The 18,880-nt window shown below is 59.2% G+C and carries 19 protein-coding genes; 7 read left to right on the top strand and 12 right to left on the bottom strand.

Translation table 11 applies throughout. From position 1 onward, the window contains the following. Positions 1-21: 21 nt before the first annotated feature. Positions 22-168 carry a hypothetical protein gene (locus tag ACZ9DP_RS36435; protein WP_476205287.1) on the top strand — a complete coding sequence of 49 codons (147 nt, stop codon included), beginning with the start codon at positions 22-24 and terminating at the stop codon, positions 166-168. Here the strand turns inward: ACZ9DP_RS36435 and phbB are convergent. Both phbB and ACZ9DP_RS36425 read right to left on the bottom strand, forming a co-directional pair. Next, on the bottom strand, positions 165-890 hold the full coding sequence (gene phbB / locus ACZ9DP_RS36430) for an acetoacetyl-CoA reductase (protein WP_039846460.1): 726 nt from the start codon (positions 888-890) through the stop codon (positions 165-167). The genes ACZ9DP_RS36435 and phbB overlap by 4 nt on opposite strands. Positions 891-955: 65 nt before the next feature. Beyond that, entirely contained in the window at positions 956-2,137 is a 1,182-nt protein-coding gene (locus ACZ9DP_RS36425; RefSeq protein WP_476205286.1) for an acetyl-CoA C-acetyltransferase, read from the bottom strand. A gap of 237 nt (positions 2,138-2,374) precedes the next feature. Here ACZ9DP_RS36425 and phaR point away from each other — a divergent pair, with 237 nt between their 5' ends. Continuing rightward, positions 2,375-2,947, top strand: a complete 573-nt coding sequence (phaR, locus tag ACZ9DP_RS36420; RefSeq protein ID WP_074070018.1) for a polyhydroxyalkanoate synthesis repressor PhaR — start codon at positions 2,375-2,377, stop codon at positions 2,945-2,947. Positions 2,948-2,950: 3 nt separating this feature from the next. Here phaR and ACZ9DP_RS36415 read toward each other — a convergent pair whose 3' ends face one another. From ACZ9DP_RS36415 to mtgA, 4 genes are all read right to left on the bottom strand, one after another. After that, positions 2,951-3,358 carry a hypothetical protein gene (locus ACZ9DP_RS36415; RefSeq protein ID WP_039846462.1) on the bottom strand — a complete coding sequence of 136 codons (408 nt, stop codon included), beginning with the start codon at positions 3,356-3,358 and terminating at the stop codon, positions 2,951-2,953. 147 nt (positions 3,359-3,505) lie between these two features. Next, positions 3,506-3,691, bottom strand: coding sequence for a 50S ribosomal protein L32 (gene rpmF, locus ACZ9DP_RS36410; RefSeq protein ID WP_003543812.1), 186 nt, complete (start codon positions 3,689-3,691; stop codon positions 3,506-3,508). Positions 3,692-3,846: 155 nt separating this feature from the next. Next, on the bottom strand, positions 3,847-4,494 hold the full coding sequence (locus tag ACZ9DP_RS36405) for a glutathione S-transferase family protein (protein ID WP_476205285.1): 648 nt from the start codon (positions 4,492-4,494) through the stop codon (positions 3,847-3,849). A gap of 74 nt (positions 4,495-4,568) precedes the next feature. Then, positions 4,569-5,315: a monofunctional biosynthetic peptidoglycan transglycosylase gene (gene mtgA, locus ACZ9DP_RS36400; protein WP_283072414.1), complete on the bottom strand. Its 747-nt coding sequence runs from the start codon at positions 5,313-5,315 to the stop codon at positions 4,569-4,571. A 136-nt stretch (positions 5,316-5,451) separates the two neighbouring features. On the opposite strand from mtgA, the gene ACZ9DP_RS36395 reads away from it, so the two are divergent. After that, positions 5,452-6,366, top strand: coding sequence for a polyprenyl synthetase family protein (locus ACZ9DP_RS36395; protein WP_476205284.1), 915 nt, complete (start codon positions 5,452-5,454; stop codon positions 6,364-6,366). 49 nt (positions 6,367-6,415) lie between these two features. Here ACZ9DP_RS36395 and ispG read toward each other — a convergent pair whose 3' ends face one another. The 3 genes from ispG to ACZ9DP_RS36380 form a co-directional block, all read right to left on the bottom strand. After that, positions 6,416-7,666, bottom strand: a complete 1,251-nt coding sequence (ispG, locus tag ACZ9DP_RS36390) for a flavodoxin-dependent (E)-4-hydroxy-3-methylbut-2-enyl-diphosphate synthase (protein ID WP_476205283.1) — start codon at positions 7,664-7,666, stop codon at positions 6,416-6,418. A 94-nt stretch (positions 7,667-7,760) separates the two neighbouring features. Beyond that, complete coding sequence (locus tag ACZ9DP_RS36385; RefSeq protein WP_476205282.1) at positions 7,761-8,954, bottom strand: MFS transporter; 1,194 nt, start codon at positions 8,952-8,954, stop codon at positions 7,761-7,763. Between the two features lie 55 nt (positions 8,955-9,009). After that, positions 9,010-9,792: a DeoR/GlpR family DNA-binding transcription regulator gene (locus ACZ9DP_RS36380; protein ID WP_476205281.1), complete on the bottom strand. Its 783-nt coding sequence runs from the start codon at positions 9,790-9,792 to the stop codon at positions 9,010-9,012. A gap of 241 nt (positions 9,793-10,033) precedes the next feature. Here ACZ9DP_RS36380 and ACZ9DP_RS36375 point away from each other — a divergent pair, with 241 nt between their 5' ends. The 4 genes from ACZ9DP_RS36375 to ACZ9DP_RS36360 all read left to right on the top strand — a co-directional run bounded on the left by ACZ9DP_RS36375 (position 10,034) and on the right by ACZ9DP_RS36360 (position 13,643). Beyond that, positions 10,034-10,807: an amino acid ABC transporter substrate-binding protein gene (locus tag ACZ9DP_RS36375; protein ID WP_194728457.1), complete on the top strand. Its 774-nt coding sequence runs from the start codon at positions 10,034-10,036 to the stop codon at positions 10,805-10,807. Between the two features lie 104 nt (positions 10,808-10,911). Beyond that, a complete protein-coding gene (locus ACZ9DP_RS36370; protein WP_476205280.1) occupies positions 10,912-11,592 on the top strand; it encodes an amino acid ABC transporter permease in 681 nt (226 codons plus the stop codon). Continuing rightward, on the top strand, positions 11,589-12,350 hold the full coding sequence (locus ACZ9DP_RS36365; RefSeq protein WP_476205279.1) for an amino acid ABC transporter ATP-binding protein: 762 nt from the start codon (positions 11,589-11,591) through the stop codon (positions 12,348-12,350). Before ACZ9DP_RS36370 ends, ACZ9DP_RS36365 begins: the two co-directional genes overlap by 4 nt. A gap of 486 nt (positions 12,351-12,836) precedes the next feature. Beyond that, positions 12,837-13,643 carry a class I SAM-dependent methyltransferase gene (locus tag ACZ9DP_RS36360; RefSeq protein ID WP_476205278.1) on the top strand — a complete coding sequence of 269 codons (807 nt, stop codon included), beginning with the start codon at positions 12,837-12,839 and terminating at the stop codon, positions 13,641-13,643. A 181-nt stretch (positions 13,644-13,824) separates the two neighbouring features. On the opposite strand, the gene ACZ9DP_RS36355 is transcribed toward ACZ9DP_RS36360, so the two are convergent. The 3 genes from ACZ9DP_RS36355 to ACZ9DP_RS36345 form a co-directional block, all read right to left on the bottom strand. Continuing rightward, a complete protein-coding gene (locus ACZ9DP_RS36355; protein ID WP_194728459.1) occupies positions 13,825-14,385 on the bottom strand; it encodes an NADPH-dependent FMN reductase in 561 nt (186 codons plus the stop codon). A 69-nt stretch (positions 14,386-14,454) separates the two neighbouring features. Then, a complete protein-coding gene (pyc, locus tag ACZ9DP_RS36350; protein ID WP_476205277.1) occupies positions 14,455-17,919 on the bottom strand; it encodes a pyruvate carboxylase in 3,465 nt (1,154 codons plus the stop codon). Between the two features lie 128 nt (positions 17,920-18,047). After that, positions 18,048-18,788 carry a helix-turn-helix transcriptional regulator gene (locus ACZ9DP_RS36345; RefSeq protein WP_476205276.1) on the bottom strand — a complete coding sequence of 247 codons (741 nt, stop codon included), beginning with the start codon at positions 18,786-18,788 and terminating at the stop codon, positions 18,048-18,050. Between the last annotated feature and the right edge of the window lie 92 nt (positions 18,789-18,880).

Raw genomic sequence — 18,880 nt, 5'->3', positions numbered from 1 at the left:
GCTTAGGCAAGGAATGCTTCCATGGTTCAGATCATTTTGAATGCCGCTGTCGCCGTTCTTGTTGCGGCAGCGTTTCTCACGACAGCCTCTGCTGCGCTTTGCGGCGGTGACAGCCGTACGCAAAGAGTAGCAGTCAGGGCAAATATCAGGCGTCCGCGCGGCAACTAAACGAAGAACTGCCCGCCGTTCGCCGAAAGCGTCGAGCCGGTGATAAAGCCGGCATCGTCGGAGATGAGAAAGGCAACGCAGCGCGCGACTTCCTCCGGCTCACCAAGGCGCCCGACCGGAATCTGGGGAATGATCCGCTCGTTGAGCACTTTCTCCGGAACGGCGAGGACCATTTCCGTGCCGATATAGCCAGGGCAGACGGCGTTCACCGTAATGTTCTTCGCTGCCCCCTCCTGGGCAAGTGCTTTCGTAAAGCCGAGATCACCCGCCTTGGCAGCCGAATAGTTCACCTGCCCCATCTGGCCCTTTTGGCCATTGATGGACGAGATGTTGACGATGCGTCCGAAGCTGCGGTCGCGCATCCCGCCCCAGACGTGGTGCGTCATGTTGAAGAGGCCGGTAAGGTTTGTATTGATGACCTCATGCCATTGCTGCGGCGTCATCTTGTGAAACATTGCGTCGCGCGTAATGCCCGCATTGTTGACCAGCACCTCGATGCCGCCGAGTTCTGCCTCCACCTTTGCGACCCCTTCGCCGCAAGCGACGTAATCGGAAACATCCCACTTGAAGACCGGGATGCCGGTCACGTCATGGAAGGCCCTCGCCTTCTCGTCGTTGCCGGCATAACTGGCGGCGACCTTATAGCCCGCATTCCTAAGTGCCATCGAAATGGCGGCACCGATGCCGCGCGTGCCACCGGTGACCAAAACCACTCTGCTCATGCTTCGCTCCCCTCTCGGTCATTCGCCTTTGATCAGGCGTTCTCGAATCATCAATCGCATACTATTCAAAGTGCCTCGAAGCACATGGCGACACCCATGCCGCCACCGATGCAAAGTGTCGCAAGACCCTTCTTGGCACTGCGCCGCTTCATTTCGAACAGCAGCGTGTTGAGAACCCGCGCTCCGGACGCACCGATCGGATGACCGATCGCGATTGCGCCGCCATTGACGTTGACGATCGCCGGATCCCAGCCAAGATCCTTGTTCACAGCGCAAGCTTGAGCGGCAAAGGCCTCGTTCGCCTCGACCAGGTCGAGATCGCCGACGGACCAGCCAGCCTTCTCGAGCGCCCTGCGCGACGCAGGGATCGGGCCAGTACCCATGACCTGAGGATCCACACCAGCCGTCGCCCAGGAAACGATGCGCGCCAGCGGCTGGATGCCGCGCCTGGCGGCCTCCGCTTCCGTCATCAGGATCGCGGCTGCCGCGCCGTCATTGAGGCCCGATGCATTGCCAGCCGTCACCGTGCCCTCTTTGTCGAAAGCCGGACGAAGCTTGCCCATCGCATCGAGTGTTGCACCGTGACGGATGTACTCGTCCGCATCCACCGTCACATCGCCCTTGCGTGTCTGGATGACGAAGGGAACGATCTCATCCTTGAAGCGGCCTTCCTTCTGTGCCGCTTCCGCCTTGTTCTGAGATGAAACCGCAAACTGATCCTGGTCGTCGCGGGAAAGTTGCCACTGGCGGGCGACGTTCTCGGCGGTGGTGCCCATGTGGTAGCCGTAAAAAGCGTCTGTCAGGCCGTCCTTGATCATGGTGTCGACCATCTTCATGTCGCCCATCTTCGTACCGCCACGCAGATGCGCGGCATGCGGAGCCATCGACATTGATTCCTGGCCGCCGGCGACGATGATCTTCGCATCCCCCAGCGCGATCTGCTGCATTCCGAGGGCGACTGCCCGAAGGCCCGAACCGCAAAGCTGGTTGACGCTCCAGGCGGTAGCCTCGTTCGGAACGCCCGCTTTTATGGCCGCCTGGCGCGCTGGATTTTGGCCCTCGCCTGCTTGAAGCACCTGGCCAAGGATAACCTCGTCGACCTCGGCTGCGTCGACGCCTGCGCGTTCGAGCACAGCTTTGAGGGCGGCAGCCCCAAGCTCATGCGCCGGAACCGTGGCGAATGCACCATTGAAAGAGCCGACCGCTGTACGGGCCGCGCTGGCGATGACGATGGATGAACTGCTCATAAAGGCCTCCTCGTTTTCCTTCAGCATACATAGGTCGAAACTGGCAAAGCTTCAGCCCTAAGTCAAACGAGAAGGCGATTGCGGCAATTTTCGCTGCGGCTTGCGAACATGCCAATTATCCCTTTTCTCAAAGGGGTTGCCGCATCGCACAAAGAGATTGTCACCAGGCTTCTTTTGCGTCTACAGTCTGTTACGGAGGAATATCCATGACAATCAGACGGGGTTCAGGAGACTGATATGGCGAAGAACGAGGGTCAAATAGTCATCAAGAAATACGCCAACCGCCGCCTCTACAATACAGGCACCAGCACCTATGTGACGCTGGAAGATCTGGCGGAGATGGTGAAGAAGGGAGAGGATTTTACGGTACAGGACGCAAAGAGCGGTGATGACATCACACATTCCGTTTTGACCCAGATCATTTTCGAGCAGGAATCAAAAACCGGAAACACGCTGCTGCCGATTTCCTTCCTGCGCCAGCTCATCAGCTATTACGGCGATCAGATGCAGATGGTCGTTCCGAGCTTCCTCGAACATTCCATGCGCGCCTTCACCGAACAGCAGGCGCAGATGCGCGAACAGGTGAACCGCGCCTTCGGCGAGTCACCGCTCGGCAAGAACCTGCAGCTGCCGATGCAGATGGTCGAGGACCAGGTCCGCCGCAACACCGAGATGTTTCAGAAGGCCATGCAGATGTTCTCTCCCTTCATGACCCCTCCCGCCAAGGAATCGAAGAAGGCCGAGGCGAAGGATATCGACGAGTTGAAGGAACAGCTGCGCGCCCTGCAGAACAAGCTCGACAATCTCTAAGGTTCAAAGCCCGATCGAAACATCGCGGCCGGCACTGCGGATCGAGACTGCAAACCCGCCGATCACGTCGATCAGCGCAATCGTCATCAAGATGAAGAAGACCTGTGTTGCCGCATCCTGGACGAGAAGGAACTCGACCAGGAAAGCGATGAAGACCAGCATCGACAGCATGTGATTGACAAGGCTGCCGGATCCGTTGCGGGTGGCCTTCAATATCTCGAAGAACAGGATGACCAGCGCCACGACGATGAAGAGATCGCCGAGCGCCATGCTCCAGATCGCACCGGAGATCATCGAAAGCACCATGATGTCATGCTGGAGCGCGGGAATGCCTCCGCCACCCATCAAACCGGCCATCGTCATGTTGTAAAGAATAAACGGGATTACCATCAGCGGCATTACAGCGATCATTGAGCCATGTCCCCTATTTCGACGGGAATACTGCAGCAGATCACAGCACCACTTCAAGGCATCGGAAATACAATAATGCTCAAAAGCAAAAAGGCCGGCGTTTGAAGCCGGCCTTTTCGAATCCTGGCTGTGCCAGAATTTGGAAGCTTATGCGCTTTCCTTCGGCGTCAGAACCTGGCGGCCACGATACATACCGGTCTTCAGATCGATATGGTGCGGGCGGCGCAGTTCGCCGGAATTCTTGTCTTCCACGTAGGTCGGAGCCTTCAGGGCGTCTGCAGAACGGCGCATACCGCGCTTGGACGGGCTCGTTTTTCTCTTCGGTACAGCCATTTTACGTACTCCAATTCACAGGCAACACATTCCCGGCCAAGCTGGCGGCCGAAACGGACGTATCGCGATTTCGGAAATTTTGCGCGCTTATACATGCCCTGAAGGTCGTTGACCAGTCCCCAAACAGATTTTTTGCGATTCTCGTGAATTCAACCTCAGACCTCGTCTTTCGGCACGCTCCAGGGTTCGGCCCGAGCCGCAGCTTCCCACTTCAGCCAGGCAGGATGCGCCTTTAGCGCCGACATATAACTCAACGTATTGCTGGCAGTTACAAGGTCATAGGTATCGAAGCGGCTGACGACGGGCGCAAACATCGCGTCGGCTGCCGAAAATCCGCCAAACAGAAACGGTCCGCCCGAGCGGCCGCGCAACTCGCGAAAAATGGTTTCGATGCGCACGACATCGGCCATCACGCCATCCGCAAGTGCGATCTTGCCTCGCTCGCGCCGGATATTCATCGGACAGGCGCCTCTCAGCGCTCCGAAACCCGAAAGCATCTCCATCGAGACCGAACGCGCCACCGCGCGCTGTGCGCGATCCTTGGGCCAAAGCCCCGCCTCGGGATAAAGGTCGGAGAGGTAGTCGATGATCGAGAGCGATTCCCATACTCGCAGGCTGCCATGGAGTAGAACCGGCACCCTGCCCGTGGGAGAGATTTCCCTGATGCGCGGATTGCCTGCGGGAAAATCAAAGGGGATCAGAATTTCTTCGAACGGAATGCCCGTTGCTTCCATCGCAATCCATGGCCGGAACGACCACGAGGAGTAATTCTTGTTTCCGATATAGAGGGTAAGGCTATCCATGAAGCATCCGCAAATTGATTTCGCAGCCGAATTTAGCGGCGCCCGGCTAAAGCGACCAATGAATAATTCATGCCTCAATCATAAAGACATCTGATGTAATCGCCGGAACCTTGAGCCCGGCGCTCGATGACCGAGGCAAGCGTGCGAAGGCCGCGGCGGGGCTTTGCGGCGTTCCGGTCGATCGGGTTCGGAAGAGAAACGGCCAAAAGCGCTGCTTGGCGTCGCGAGAGCTTGGAAGCCGGTACCTTGAAATGATAGCGCGCCGCCGCCTCGATGCCGTAGATACCCGGTCCCCACTCGGCGATGTTGAGATAGATCTCCATCAGCCGGCGTTTGGTCCAGACGAGGTCAGAGGCGACCGCCAGCGGCAGTTCAAGTGCCTTGCGCACAAAGGAGCGGCCATTCCACAGAAACAGGTTCTTGGCCGTCTGCATGGGGATTGTGCTGCCGCCGCGGGTCGCTTCGCCGTCGAGGGTCTCTGCGACCAGCTCCTGCATTTCACCCCAGTCGACCCCGCCGTGGAAACAGTATTGACCATCCTCGGACATCATCACGGACTGAACGAGAACCGGCGAGATGTCGTCCAAAGAGACCCATTGCCGGTCGTAGCCGCGCAGGAGCACGATGTCGCGCAGCATCAGCGTCGAGACGGGATGAATAAAAGGGATCAGATAAACAAAGATCAGAACATAGGGCAGGACTAGAAATCCGGCGGTCGCAAGGACGATGCGCGTCATGATCGACCGGCTGCGCAGCCAAGCGAACAAACGGCGATGAGCCGGCATCGCAATGCTGTCCTCTCTTTCCGGCGATATGTCCAATACGTGTAAGCCCAACACCTGTTCCCTTCGCTCTCATAGCGTTTGCTGGTCGTGAAGGCCAGATGCAAAGGAAATCTTGCTGTGATCATTGACAATTCCGTTGCAACGGCGCCACTGCTCATGCCAAAGAGCGCGCATGGTCGCGAGCTCCGAAGCCTTCGATATCCGTTTGAAGACCAACGCCCAAGAGATCGAGGCGTTGCTGGACGCGCTGCTTTCCGATGACATGCGAGAAGATGAGATAGCCCGTCCTGATAGCCTGAGGGCGGCGATGCACTATGCGGTGCTGAACGGTGGCAAGCGGCTTCGCCCGTTTCTCGTCGTGGAGAGCGCGCTGCTCCTCGGCGGAGACAAAGAGGCGGCCTTGAGAGTGGGTGCAGCACTTGAATGCATTCACTGCTATTCGCTCGTTCATGACGATCTTCCAGCGATGGACGATGACAAGCTACGCCGCGGCAAACCGACGGTGCACATAGCTTTCGACGAGGCGACCGCGATCCTTGCAGGCGACAGCCTTCTGACCTACGCCTTCGACATTATCGCCGCCGACGAGACGAGACTTCCGGAGCAAAGCAAGGTGGGGCTGATCCTTGCGCTTGCGCGCAGCGCTGGCCTGGGCGGAATGGCTGGCGGACAGGCACTCGATCTCGCTGCGGAAAAAAACACACCGGATGAACGCGGCATCGTTACATTGCAGGCTATGAAGACGGGAGCGTTAATCCGCTTTGCTTGCGAAGCAGGCGCAATGATCGCCGGCGCTTCGAGCGGTGATCGCAAGCGCCTGCGCGCTTTCGGCGAAAAGATCGGTCTTGCCTTCCAGCTCGCCGACGATCTTCTTGATGTCACATCAGACGCCGCCACCATGGGCAAGGCGACCGGCAAGGACGTGGGCCGCGGCAAAGGTACCCTCGTCTCTCTGCGTGGTATCGGATGGGCCGAAACCGAGCTCCGGCGGCACGTCGAGGATGCGACACGGCTGTTGGCGCCTTACGGCGATGCCGCTGTGACGCTCGCCGCCACCGCGCATTTTGTTGCCGCTCGAAAAAGCTGACGCAGCAGCGGCAGGCGAGATACCTCTTGGCATCTAGCGGCTGATGAGCTTATTCAGCAGCGGTCTTCTGACCGAAGCGCCTTTCGATATAGTCGATGACAAGCGCCTCGAAATCCGCAGCAATGTTCGGCCCGCGCAACGTCAGCGCCTTCTTGCCATCAATGAAAACGGGAGCGGCCGGCGTCTCGCCGGTGCCAGGCAGCGAAATGCCGATATCGGCATGCTTGCTTTCGCCCGGCCCGTTGACGATGCAGCCCATCACGGCGACGTTCAGGGCTTCCACGCCCGGATATTTCTCCCGCCAGACCGGCATGTTCTTGCGGATATCGTTCTGGATATTCTGCGCCAGTTCCTGGAAAACCGTCGATGTCGTGCGGCCGCAGCCGGGACAGGCGGCGACCACCGGCACGAACTGTCGGAAACCCATAACCTGCAGCAGTTCCTGTGCCACCTGCACTTCGCGTGTACGATCGCCATTCGGCTCCGGCGTCAGCGAAACGCGGATCGTATCGCCGATGCCGTGCTGCAGAACGTAGCCCATGGCAGCCGACGAGGCGACGATGCCCTTGGTGCCCATTCCTGCTTCGGTGAGTCCGAGATGCAGCGCATGGTCCGAGCGCTCGGAAAGCATGGAATAGACAGCGATCAGATCCTGGACCTGGCTGACCTTGGCCGACAGGATGACGCGGTTTCGCGGCAGGCCGATTTCTTCGGCAAGGGTGGCCGAGATCAACGCCGATTGCACGATCGCCTCGCGCGTCACCTGACGTGCCGAAAGCGGCGAACCCGCCTCGGCATTCTTGTCCATCAGCGCCGTCAGCAGGTCCTGGTCGAGCGAACCCCAGTTGACGCCGATACGCACCGGCTTGTCATAGCGGACCGCTGTCTCGATGATTTCGGCGAACTGCTTGTCCTTCTTGTCCTTGAAACCGACATTGCCAGGATTGATGCGGTATTTCGCCAATGCTTCGGCGCAGGCCGGATGATCGGCAAGCAGCTTGTGGCCGATATAGTGGAAATCGCCGACGAGCGGCACATCCATGCCGAGGCGCAGGAGCCGCTCGCGAATCTTCGGAACGGCAGCAGCGCTTTCGTCACGATCGACGGTGATGCGCACGAGCTCCGACCCCGCCTTGAAGAGGGCGGCAACCTGCGCAACAGTGGAATCGATATCCGCCGTATCCGTATTTGTCATCGACTGCACGACAACCGGCGCACCGCCGCCGACGACGACGCCGCCCACGTCGACCGCGACGGAAGCGCGGCGCGGTTTCGGATCAAAATCGGTAGGTGAAGACATAGACAGAGCTCTTGAACCCTTGAATTCGTGCCTTTCAGGTGGATCATACCCGCTTTCTTGTCAACGCCCAAAGCATCACTTTTGCTTGGCTGAGCTAGTGGCCGCCGCCCGAGATGCCGTCCGCGTAGCGGGCAAGCTTCGAAAAGATCAGCACCACGACCAGCAGGACGGGCAGCGCCATGAAGACGGCGCTAAAGCCGACATGCTCGGCTGCAAAGCCGATTGCAGAGGGTGCAACCAGCATGCCGGAATAGCCCATGGTCGTCACGACCGAAAGGCCGATCCCGGCCTTCAGACCAGGGACATTGCCTGCCGCGGAAAAGGCGATCGGCACCATGTTCGAAATGCCGATGCCGCAGAACGCAAAGCCGACAATGGCAAGCTCGGCATTCGGCGCAAGGGCTGCGATCAGCATGCCGGCGATGGCAAAGAGGGTGCAGACGCGCAGCGTCTTGACGCCGCCGAGCTTGTCGCGCACCAGATCGCCGGCGAAACGCATGATTGCCATCGTCAGCGAGAAGGCCGCAAACCCGAAACCGGAAAGAGCCACGGATGCATTCATTTCCTGGCGGAGATAGAGCGCACCCCAGTCGAGCACAGCACCTTCCGGAACCATCGAAAAGAGCGCCATGAGCCCAAGCAACCATGGCAGAGGCGTCATCGGCAGGCGTGTTTTTTCTTTCTTCTCATCGGGATGCGGCGGATCGGCAAGGATCATCGGCCAGGCGATCACGAGGAAAATCAACGTGAGCACGGTGGCGAGCTGCGCATGGCCAAGAACGCCGAGCTTGGCGATGACGAAGCCGCCAAGGCCCGAACCGATCAGGCCGCCAAGGCTCCAGAAGGCATGGCAGGACGACATGATCGCCCGGCGCATCGACTTCTCGACGGCAACCGCGTTGGCGTTCATTGCGACGTCCATTGCGCCGATGACCCCCCCAAACAGGAAGAGCGCGATTGCGCCGGTAACAATATTCGGCGCCAGCGTCAGCGCCAGAAGAATTGGCAGTACGCAGGCCGCAGTTGCCCGCGACACTACGTGCGAGCCATGCTTGGCGATCTGCGCGCCGGCAATCGGCATCAATGTCAACGACCCAAGGCCGAACACCAGGATCATCAGCCCGAGCTGGAATTTCGTCAGTTCCAGACGCTCCGCGAAATCCGGAATCTTCGGAGCCCAGCAACCGACGACAAAGCCGTTCATCAAGAAGAGCAGCGACACCGCAACCCTGCTCTTCGGCAGGAAGCCACGCCGGACCCCCTGGGCCACATTCATCGGATTATCCATTGTATTCCCGTCTCCTCCTGCAGTCGGCCCCTTTAGGATCCGACTCAAAGATTATTCATCGCGCCTTGCGCGCCTTGACAGTGCGGCAGCCCCGCTCGCGATAGGCCGCAAGCAGCGCCTCGTCGGCGTCGTGCTCCACGACGAGGCATTCGCAATGCGCGACGGGCAGGACGCCGTGCGGCGCCGCTGTACCGAATTTATCCGAGGTCACCGCAACCAGCACCTTCCGGCTTCGCGACGTCGCGAACCGCTTGAACTCCGCGTCCTCGAAACCGAATGTCGTGACGCCCGCTTCCAGATCGATGCCGCAGGCGCCGAGAATGCAAAGGTCCGGCGAGATCTGCTCCATGTCCCGCATCGCCTTGGCGCCGAGCGCGCCGCCCACCTGCCGGTCGACCATTCCGCCGATCAGGATGACATCGATGCCGCCGTTGTCTATCAGCGCTGCGGCAATTGCCGGAGCATTCGTCGCAGCCGTCAGCGTCATGTCTGATGGAAGGGCTTTGGCAATCGCCAGATTGGTGCTTCCGGCATCAAAAAATACCGTCGACCCGGACGCAATCTGCGAGACGGCGGCTTGGGCCAGCAGTTGTTTGCGATCGAGGGCAATGCCCATTCGCTGCTTGAGGCTCCCGCCGGCAGGCGAAACCGGCAACGCACCGCCATAGACCCGCTCACAGAGGCCGGCAGCTGCCATCTCGCGCAGATCGCGGCGGATCGTATCTTCGGAAACCCCGAATTCCAGCGCGAGTTCAGCCGCAAGCACACGGCCGTTCGCCTGAAGCTTGCCGGATATGATGTTCTGCCGCTCCTTCAACAGCATCTCGGTCGTATTCATGCCTGTTTAGCTCGCAATTGGCGCCAGTTCCTGAAAAACGTGCATAAACGTATATGAACGTGCACACAATAGGCATTGGCCACACATTTCCTGACGCCTTGAAACAAGCCGCGTCAAAAGCCAGATAAATGAGAAAAATATTCGCAGTTGCCCAATCTCTTTGCAGTTTTCTACGCTTCACCACGCTCTATTTTCTGCGATCTATCTGTCATCGAATTCCTCCCACATGGACCCGCAAAACATGAAACTCCTCAAGACCATCGCTGCCGCAGCCTTTATCTCGGCTGCTGCCTCCGTCTCCGCCCAGGCCGGCGAAAATCTCAACGCCATCAAGTCCGCAGGCGTTTTCAAGATCGGTACGGAAGGCACCTATGCGCCATTCACCTACCATGACGAAAGCGGCAAGCTCGTGGGCTTCGACGTCGAGATCGGCGAAGCGGTTGCCGCCAAGCTCGGCGTCAAGGCCGAGTTCGTTGAAGGCAAGTGGGACGGCCTGATTGCCGGCCTCGACGCCAAGCGCTACGACACCGTCATCAACCAGGTCGGCATCACCGAAGCCCGCAAGCAGAAATACGACTTCTCCGAGCCCTATATCGCCTCCAAGGCGGTGCTCATCGCCCGTGCAGACGACGACAGCATCAAGAGCTTCGCCGACCTGAAGGGCAAGAAATCTGCCCAGTCCTTGACGAGCAACTTCGGCAAGCTCGCCGAGCAGTCCGGCGCAGAGCTCGTCGGTACCGAAGGCTTCGACCAATCGATCCAGCTCGTGCTGACCGGCCGCGCCGATGCAACGATCAATGACAGCCTCTCTTTCCTGGACTTCAAGAAGCACAAGCCGGACGCAAATGTGAAGATTGCGGCCGAGCAGGAAAACGCCGACTACTCCGGCATCATCATCCGCAAGAAAGAGCCGGAACTTCTCGAGGCGATCAACAAGGCACTGGCAGACATCAAGGCAGACGGCACCTACAAGAAGATCGCCGATAAATATTTCGGCCAGGACGTATCGAAGTAAGCGCTTCGAATGGGCGGTTTCCTGCCGCTGGCACATCCTCTATATCTGCTGAAGAGCGTCCAGCGAAAACCCGCTGGACGCCCTTTCATTAAGGAAACACACCCGTGCCGCACTGGCTTCAACTGATGGCGGAATCGCTCCCCACGCTTTTGTGGGCCGGACTGATCTTCACCATACCGCTGACCCTGCTCTCCTTCGTCTTCGGCCTGGCGCTCGGGCTGGTGACTGCCGTGGCACGCCTCTTCGGCCCGGCTCCCATCGCCTCAATCGCGCGGTTCTACGTCTGGGTCATCCGCGGCACGCCGCTGATCGTGCAGCTCTTCGTCATCTTCTATGGCCTGCCGAGCCTCGGCATTCTGCTCGATGCTTTTCCGGCGGCTCTGATCGGCTTCACGCTGAACATCGGCGCTTACAGCTCCGAAATCATCCGGGCGGTCATCTCCTCCGTTTCGAAGGGACAATGGGAAGCTGCCTATTCGATCGGCATGAACTGGCGGCAGGCGATGAGCCGCACGATCTTGCCGCAGGCCGGTCGTGTCGCCGTGCCGCCGCTTTCAAATACCTTCATTTCATTGGTCAAGGATACGTCGCTGGCGGCAGCAATCACCGTGCCGGAGCTCTTCCAGGCTGCACAGCGCATCGTTGCGACAACTTATGAGCCGCTGATCCTTTATATCGAGGCAGCGCTGATCTACCTCGTTTTGAGCTCCGTTCTCTCAGCGCTGCAGGTACGGCTCGAGCGCCGCTTCGCGCGCTACGGTGGCATGCTGGAGGCCAATGCATGATCGAGCTTTCCAACATCGAAAAGCGCTTCGGCGATGCCATCATCCTAAAGGATATCAGCATCCGCATCCCGGAAGGCACCGTCACTGCTCTCGTGGGTCCCTCCGGCGGCGGCAAGAGCACGCTGCTTCGCTGCATCAACCTGCTTGAGATTCCAACAGCTGGCTCGATCAGGATTGGCGAAGAGACGCTGGATCTTGTGCCGGGAAGGCGGGTTGGTTGGCAAGCGATCCAGAAGATCCGCCGCCAGACAGGCATGGTCTTCCAGAATTTCCAGCTCTTCCCGCATCAAACCGCGATCGAAAACGTCATGGAAGGCCTGGTGACGGTCCTGAAATGGCCGAAAGAAAGGGCGCACGCCCGCGCTATGGCACTGCTGACCAAGGTCGATATGGCGCATAAGGCGGATGCCTGGCCCTCGACACTTTCCGGCGGCCAGCAGCAGCGCGTCGCGATCGCCCGTGCATTGGCTCCGTCGCCGCGCGTCCTTCTCTGTGACGAGCCGACTTCGGCACTCGATCCAGAACTTTCGGCGGAAGTCGTCGATGTTCTCGGCCGGCTGGCCAGCGAAGGCACGACCATGGTCATGGCGACACATGATCTGCGGCTCGCCTCGAAGATCGCCCACAACGTCGTGTTCCTGGAAGCAGGAAACGTCGTCGAAACCGGCACGGCGAAGTCCATCTTCACGGCGCCGGAACGCGAGCGCACCAAACGCTTCATCTCGACGATCAACGCCGCACATACCTACGATATCTAGACTACGCCTAAGGCCGGGTGACCCGTTTCACAATATGCAGGTATCGAGGATTGCGTGAGCTATCCTCGCACAGAGCCCCTTGAATTCATCGATCTCCGCGATGGGGTATAGGATTTCTTGGGTGATCCGTATCGTGGAGGTATCGAGCGCGTTCATCCATTCATCCATCCATTTCCACCCAATAAGTCAGGTGGAGTCGATGGCACCTGACCGTTTCATAAGTGTCGTTGGACGCGTACTATTGCGAGCGGCGGCTCTGTGAAAAATAGCAGCCCCAGCACCACGCCCCGAACAAGTTCGCTATTGAGGAACCAAAATCTAGCTAGCGAGCATGGATGGCGCATCTTTTCCTGTCCCGCTCGGTTCAAACCCTCGAAACCGTGATTATTTTCGGCTCTGTCCACCAATAGCCGCCCTCATGCTACTTGAATAATATGCACATCACGGGCGAAAAAGGTCTGAGTGGTCTGTGCCCTTGGAGACGCGATGACAGTTCCAACACTGGATCGTGTGTTTGGCCGTGTGGCTTTCGGGGCCGATCCGTCCAATTATCATGCTGCCCGACCGCGCTATCCTGAAGAAACATGGCAGCTGTTGCGCGAGCGTTCTGACCTTGGACCCGGCATTGATATTTTGGAGATCGGCGCTGGTACTGGGCATGCAACGGCAGAATTGCTGGCGCACAAGCCGCGGCTGCTGGCAGCGGTTGAACCTGACATGAGGCTGGCAGACTTCCTGCGAACCTTGATCGCGGTTGACTGCTTGCGGGTGCTCGCGCTGCCATTTGAAGACGCAAATCTGGAGCCTGCCTCGTTCGACCTGGTTGCAAGTGCGACGGCTTTTCACTGGCTGGACGCTGCGCCTGCTCTGAAACGAATTCATGGATTGCTGCGACCGGGCGGCGCCGTCGCCCTTTGGTGGAACGTCTTTGGCGATGAAAGTCGGCCCGATCCCTTTCATGATGCCACCACGCATTTGTTCGTTGGCCATTGTGCCAGCCTGTCAGCGGGCGGGCCCGACAGTTCTCCTTATGCGCTTGATGCGGATGCACGAATTCGGGAGATGACGGATGCTGGGTTCATACCCGATCCTCCTGAATTTATCCGCTGGACATTGAGGCTTGATGCGTCCGGCGTGCGCAGCCTTTATGCCACGTACTCTAATGTTTCCGCCCTTGTTCCAACAGAGCAGGCCCATCTGCTCGATGCTTTGGCCGAGATTGTTACAGGGCAGTTTGCGGGCCGCGTAGATCGCAACATGACAACTGCAATCTATACCGCCCGGCGCGCGTAGCTCCAGACAAGCGCTGCCGGTTTGGGGCGCATTTCCGGGATGAAAAGATAGGATTTCGTGCGCGATCCAGCTCCGACAGCTCAAACGCTTGTCCGCTGGAAGGCCGGCCCCGAAAATGATTTTTCGGCTACGGTTTCAAGCGTCAGATTTTCACCACTCGGCCCCGCGCCGCAGCGCTCGTTTACTTCGATCGCGCCGCTTTCAGCGCATTGCCCCACCAGGCCAGCTGATCGAGCTGCTTGCCGGCGGCATCGATAAGGTGCTGGTAGTCGTTGAGGCTTTTACCTTCCCTGGCAACGCCGATATATTCGGGCAGAGAAATATGGACGCCCGTCTTCACCGAAGCCGCGCCCATTTCTACGAAGATCACGCGAAGCTGTTCGACGGCACGCGCAGCGCCGACACCGCCATACCCAACGAAGGCAACCGGTTTGTGGATGAATTCGCCAAGGTCGATGGCATTCTTGAGCACGGCCGTCGGGCCGTGATTGTATTCGGCAACGGTGAAGATAAAGGCGTCAAACTCGCGCAGCTTCTTCTTCCAGCGCTCCGCCGTCTTGCTCTCAGCTTCCAGCGCACGTGCTTCACCGAAGAAAGCCATGGGGTAGTCGAGGAGATCGACCACCTCGACCTCAAACTCCGGCCGCTGCGCGGCAATCTCGGCAATCCACTTCGCCGGATGATCGGCAAAGCGGCCGATGCGCGTGCTTCCAACGACAACTGCAATCTTGAGGTTGTTCATTTTCGGCCTTTCCTGTCCATTACACGCAAGGGCGGCCCGGGTAGGCCACCCTAGCCCTTCGGCTTCCGGTTAGCCGGCATAGCTTACCAGCAGGTCCTTGGCGTCGATCTGGTCACCGGCCTTGACGAGCACTTCGGCAATCGTGCCGTCTTTCTCCGCGTGGATCGCCGTCTCCATCTTCATGGCCTCGATCGAGACAAGCACGTCGCCGGCGCTGACTGCCTGGCCCGGTGAAACAAAGACGCGAGAAATAACGCCCGGCATCGGCGCGCCGACATGGGCGGCGTTTCCAGGCTCGGCCTTCCGGCGGGCAGCGGCGCCGGAAGCGCCATGCGCACGATCCGGCACCTTGATGCGGCGCGGCTGGCCGTTGAGCTCGAAGAACACCGTCACCATACCCTGGCTGTCGGTGCCGCTCATCGCCTGATTGACGATGACCAGCGTCTTGCCCTTTTCGATATCGGCAAAGAGTTCCTCTCCGTCCGCCAGACCGTAGAAATAGGCGGGCGTCGGCAGAACCGAGACCGGGCCATAGGTGTCGGAAGCCAGTGCAAAGTCGGTGAAGACCTTGGGATACATGAGGTAGGAGGCAAATTCGAAATCATTCACCGTGCGTTCAAGTTTGGTCTCGATCTCCCGGCGCTCGGCATCGAGATCCGCTTCCTCGAGCAATGAGCCCGGACGCACGGTATAGGGCTTATCACCCTTCAGCGCCTTCTTCTGCAGCGCTTCCGGCCAGCCGGACGGGGGCTGGCCGAGATCGCCCTTCAGCATCGAGACGACCGAATCCGGGAACGACACCTCCTTCTCCGGACTGACGACATCGGCAACCGTGAGGTCCTGGGAAACCATCATCAGCGCCATATCGCCGACCACCTTGGAAGACGGCGTCACCTTGACGATATCGCCGAACATCTGGTTGGCGTCGGCATAGGCCTGCGCCACCTTGTGCCACTTCGTCTCCAGCCCAAGCGAGCGGGCCTGCTCCTTGAGATTGGTGAACTGGCCACCCGGCATTTCATGCAGATAGACTTCCGATGCCGGCCCCTTGAGGTCGCTTTCGAAGGCTGCGTACTGGTTGCGCACCGCTTCCCAGTAGAAGGAGATGCGTCGGATCCATTCCGGATCGAGCCCCGGATCGCGCTCGGAACCGCGCAGCGCTTCGACGATCGAACCGAGACAGGGCTGCGAGGTGTTGCCGGAAAGCGCATCCATGGCAGCATCGACCGCGTCGACGCCGGCATCGACGGCTGCAAGCACGGTCGCAGCCGCAATGCCGGACGTATCGTGCGTATGGAAATGGATCGGCAGGCTTGTCGCGTCACGCAGGGCCTTGAAGAGCACCTTTGCAGCAGCAGGCTTCAGCAGACCAGCCATATCCTTCAGTGCAATGATGTGAGCTCCGGCCTTTTCGAGCTGAACAGCAAGGTCGGTATAGTATTTCAGATCATATTTCGGGCGCGCCGAGTTCAGGATATCGCCGGTATAGCAGATCGCCGCTTCGCAGAGCTTGTTCTCTTCAGCGACCGCATCCATCGACACGCGCATGTTTTCGACCCAGTTCAGGCAGTCGAAGACGCGGAAGAGGTCGATGCCGCCCTTTGCGGCCTGCCGGACGAAGTATTTGACGACATTGTCCGGATAGTTCTTGTATCCGACGCCGTTGGCGCCGCGCAGCAGCATCTGCAGGAGGAGGTTCGGTGCGCCTTCACGGATCAGCGCCAGACGCTCCCATGGATCTTCCGTCAGGAAGCGCATGGAAACGTCGAAAGTCGCACCCCCCCAGCATTCCAGCGACAGCAGATTCGGTAGCGCGTGGGCATAGGTCCCGGCGACGCGAGCGATGTCGTAGGTGCGCATGCGCGTCGCGAGCAGCGACTGATGGCCATCGCGCATCGTCGTATCGGTGATCAGCACGCGCTTTTCGCCTCGCATCCACTCGCCGAATTTCTTCGGGCCGAGCTTGTCGAGACGCTGTTTGGTGCCGTCCTGGACCTTGCTGCCGTTGGCATAGGGAACGACCGGCTCTGCAGCGTTTTCCAGCGGCCGCGGCCTGTCCTTGGCTTCGGGATGGCCGTTGACGGTCACGTCGGCAAGATAGGTCAAAAGCTTCGTCGCGCGGTCCTGACGCTTAACCTGCTGGAAAAGCTCCGGCGTCGAGTCGATAAACCGGGTTGTATAGCTGTTGTCCTTGAACTTCGGGTGTCCGATGATCGCTTCAAGGAAGGTGAGGTTGGTTGCCACACCGCGAATGCGGAATTCACGCAGCGCCCGGTCCATTCGAGAGATTGCCTCGAGCGGATTCGGGGCCCAGGCCGTCACCTTGACGAGCAGCGGATCGTAATAGCGGGTAATGATCGCTCCCGAATAGGACGTGCCGCCATCAAGACGAATGCCGAAACCCGAGGCCGAGCGATAGGCAGTGATGCGGCCGTAGTCCGGGATGAAGTTATGTTCCGGATCTTCCGTCGTGATGCGGCACTGCAGCGCGTGGCCGTTGAGCTTGATATCCTGCTGCTTGGGAACGCCCGATTCCGGTGTACCGATCGCGTAGCCATCGAGGATATGGATCTGTGCCTTGACGATATCGATGCCGGTCACGACTTCGGTGACCGTGTGCTCGACCTGGATACGCGGATTGACTTCGATGAAGTAGAATTTTCCGGTATCGGAATCCATCAGATATTCGACGGTGCCGGCGCCGATATAGTCCGTCGCCTTGGCGATCTTCAGCGAATAGGCGGCGAGCTCCTGGCGCTGCGCTTCCGAAAGATACGGTGCCGGCGCACGCTCGACGACCTTCTGGTTGCGGCGCTGGATCGAGCAGTCGCGCTCGAAGAGGTGCACGACATTGCCGTGCGTATCGCCAAGCACCTGGCTTTCGACGTGGCGGGCGCGCTCGACGAGCTTTTCGAGATAGACTTCATCCTTGCCGAAGGCGGCCATCGCCTCGCGCTTGGCTTCAGTCACCTCACGGGCAAGATCCTTCGGGTCGCGAATGGCGCGCATGCCGCGCCCGCCGCCGCCCCAGGAAGCTTTCAGCATGACCGGATAGCCAATCTCCTCGGCCATGCGGGCGACTTCCTGCATGTCGTCCGGAAGCGGATCGGTTGCCGGAACCACTGGCACGCCGACCGAGATCGCCAGATTGCGCGCGGCCACCTTGTTGCCGAGCTGGCGCATCGTATCGGCCTTCGGGCCGATAAAGGTGATGCCGGCCTTATTGCAGGCATCCACGAATTCGGGGCTCTCCGACAGCAGGCCATAACCTGGATGGATGGCATCGGCGCCGGATAGCTTGGCAACGCGGATCACTTCATCGATCGAAAGGTAGCTTTCGATCGGCCCGAGATCGCGGTCGAGATGCGGCCCGCGGCCCACCTGATAGCTTTCGTCCGCCTTGAAGCGGTGCAGCGCCAGTTTGTCCTCTTCCGCCCATATCGCGACCGTTTTTATTCCCAGCTCATTGGCCGCGCGGAACACGCGGATGGCAATTTCGGAACGATTGGCAACGAGTATCTTGGATATGGGCAATGCGCTCTCCTCACGGCATCGAAGCGGGCAATGCTGCACCCGCGAAGGAAATTCTTAACGCGCCGTTACAGAAAGTTCAATTTCCCTTGCGAAATAGAATTTCCCAAATGCGAGGGTCGCGCGCGAAATTAGGTAACGAGCCCGTGCCGGAAAGCCAGCGCCACCGCCTGCTGGCGGTTCTTGGCCTTCAGCTTGTCCTGCAACCCATTCATATACCAATCGACCGTGTGGTTCGATATGCTGAGCACCTTGCTGATCTCCATCGAGGTCAGGCCGTCGGCCAAATAGTGCAGGATTTCGAGCTCGCGGCGCGTCAGCGGCATATTGAGCAATGAAGCGCTTTCGAGTGCCTTCGCTTCGCCCTTGAGATCAAGCAGCCGCCAGAACGCTTTGCGGGCAACCGTTTCGAACAACGACATCTCGACCGGCGACAATTCGACGGGCCCACCGCCGACGCTCAAGTTTCCGAGCACGCCGCTCTTGCCGTGAATGGGGAAGATGTAACCGTCGCGGAGGCCGTGGGCATGGGCATCCGCCATCATCTGTTCCATTCGCCGCTGGTGCGGATCGCGGCGGTAGGCGGCAAGGCTTTCCTTCCATCGAAATGGCCTTTGCGCCTGCGCCAGATACCGGACTGTTGGATCTATGAGGACATATTTTTTTGCAACATATTTTTGCGGCCACTTCTCGGGCCAATGCCCGGCAAGTACGAGACCCCAGGGATCTTGGCTCTGCTTCAGGTGACGCAGCAATCCATAATACTCGAAGCCATAGGAATGAACGGCCCGCCGGAGTTCCTCAACGACGGTTTCGGGCTTCGTGCATTCCTCTATGACGACGAGCAATTGAACCAAAGAATGAATATTCACAAAAAGCCCCTTGCCCGGCAATGGGCGATCGGTGAAGTCCGTCGGTCGGACCACCTGAACGCGGCAACGACGGTCTTCGATTAACAAGCTGG

It is taken from the genome of Rhizobium sp. USDA 4016 (genome assembly GCF_056279705.1).
This window is presented reverse-complemented; position numbering and strand designations above follow the sequence as displayed.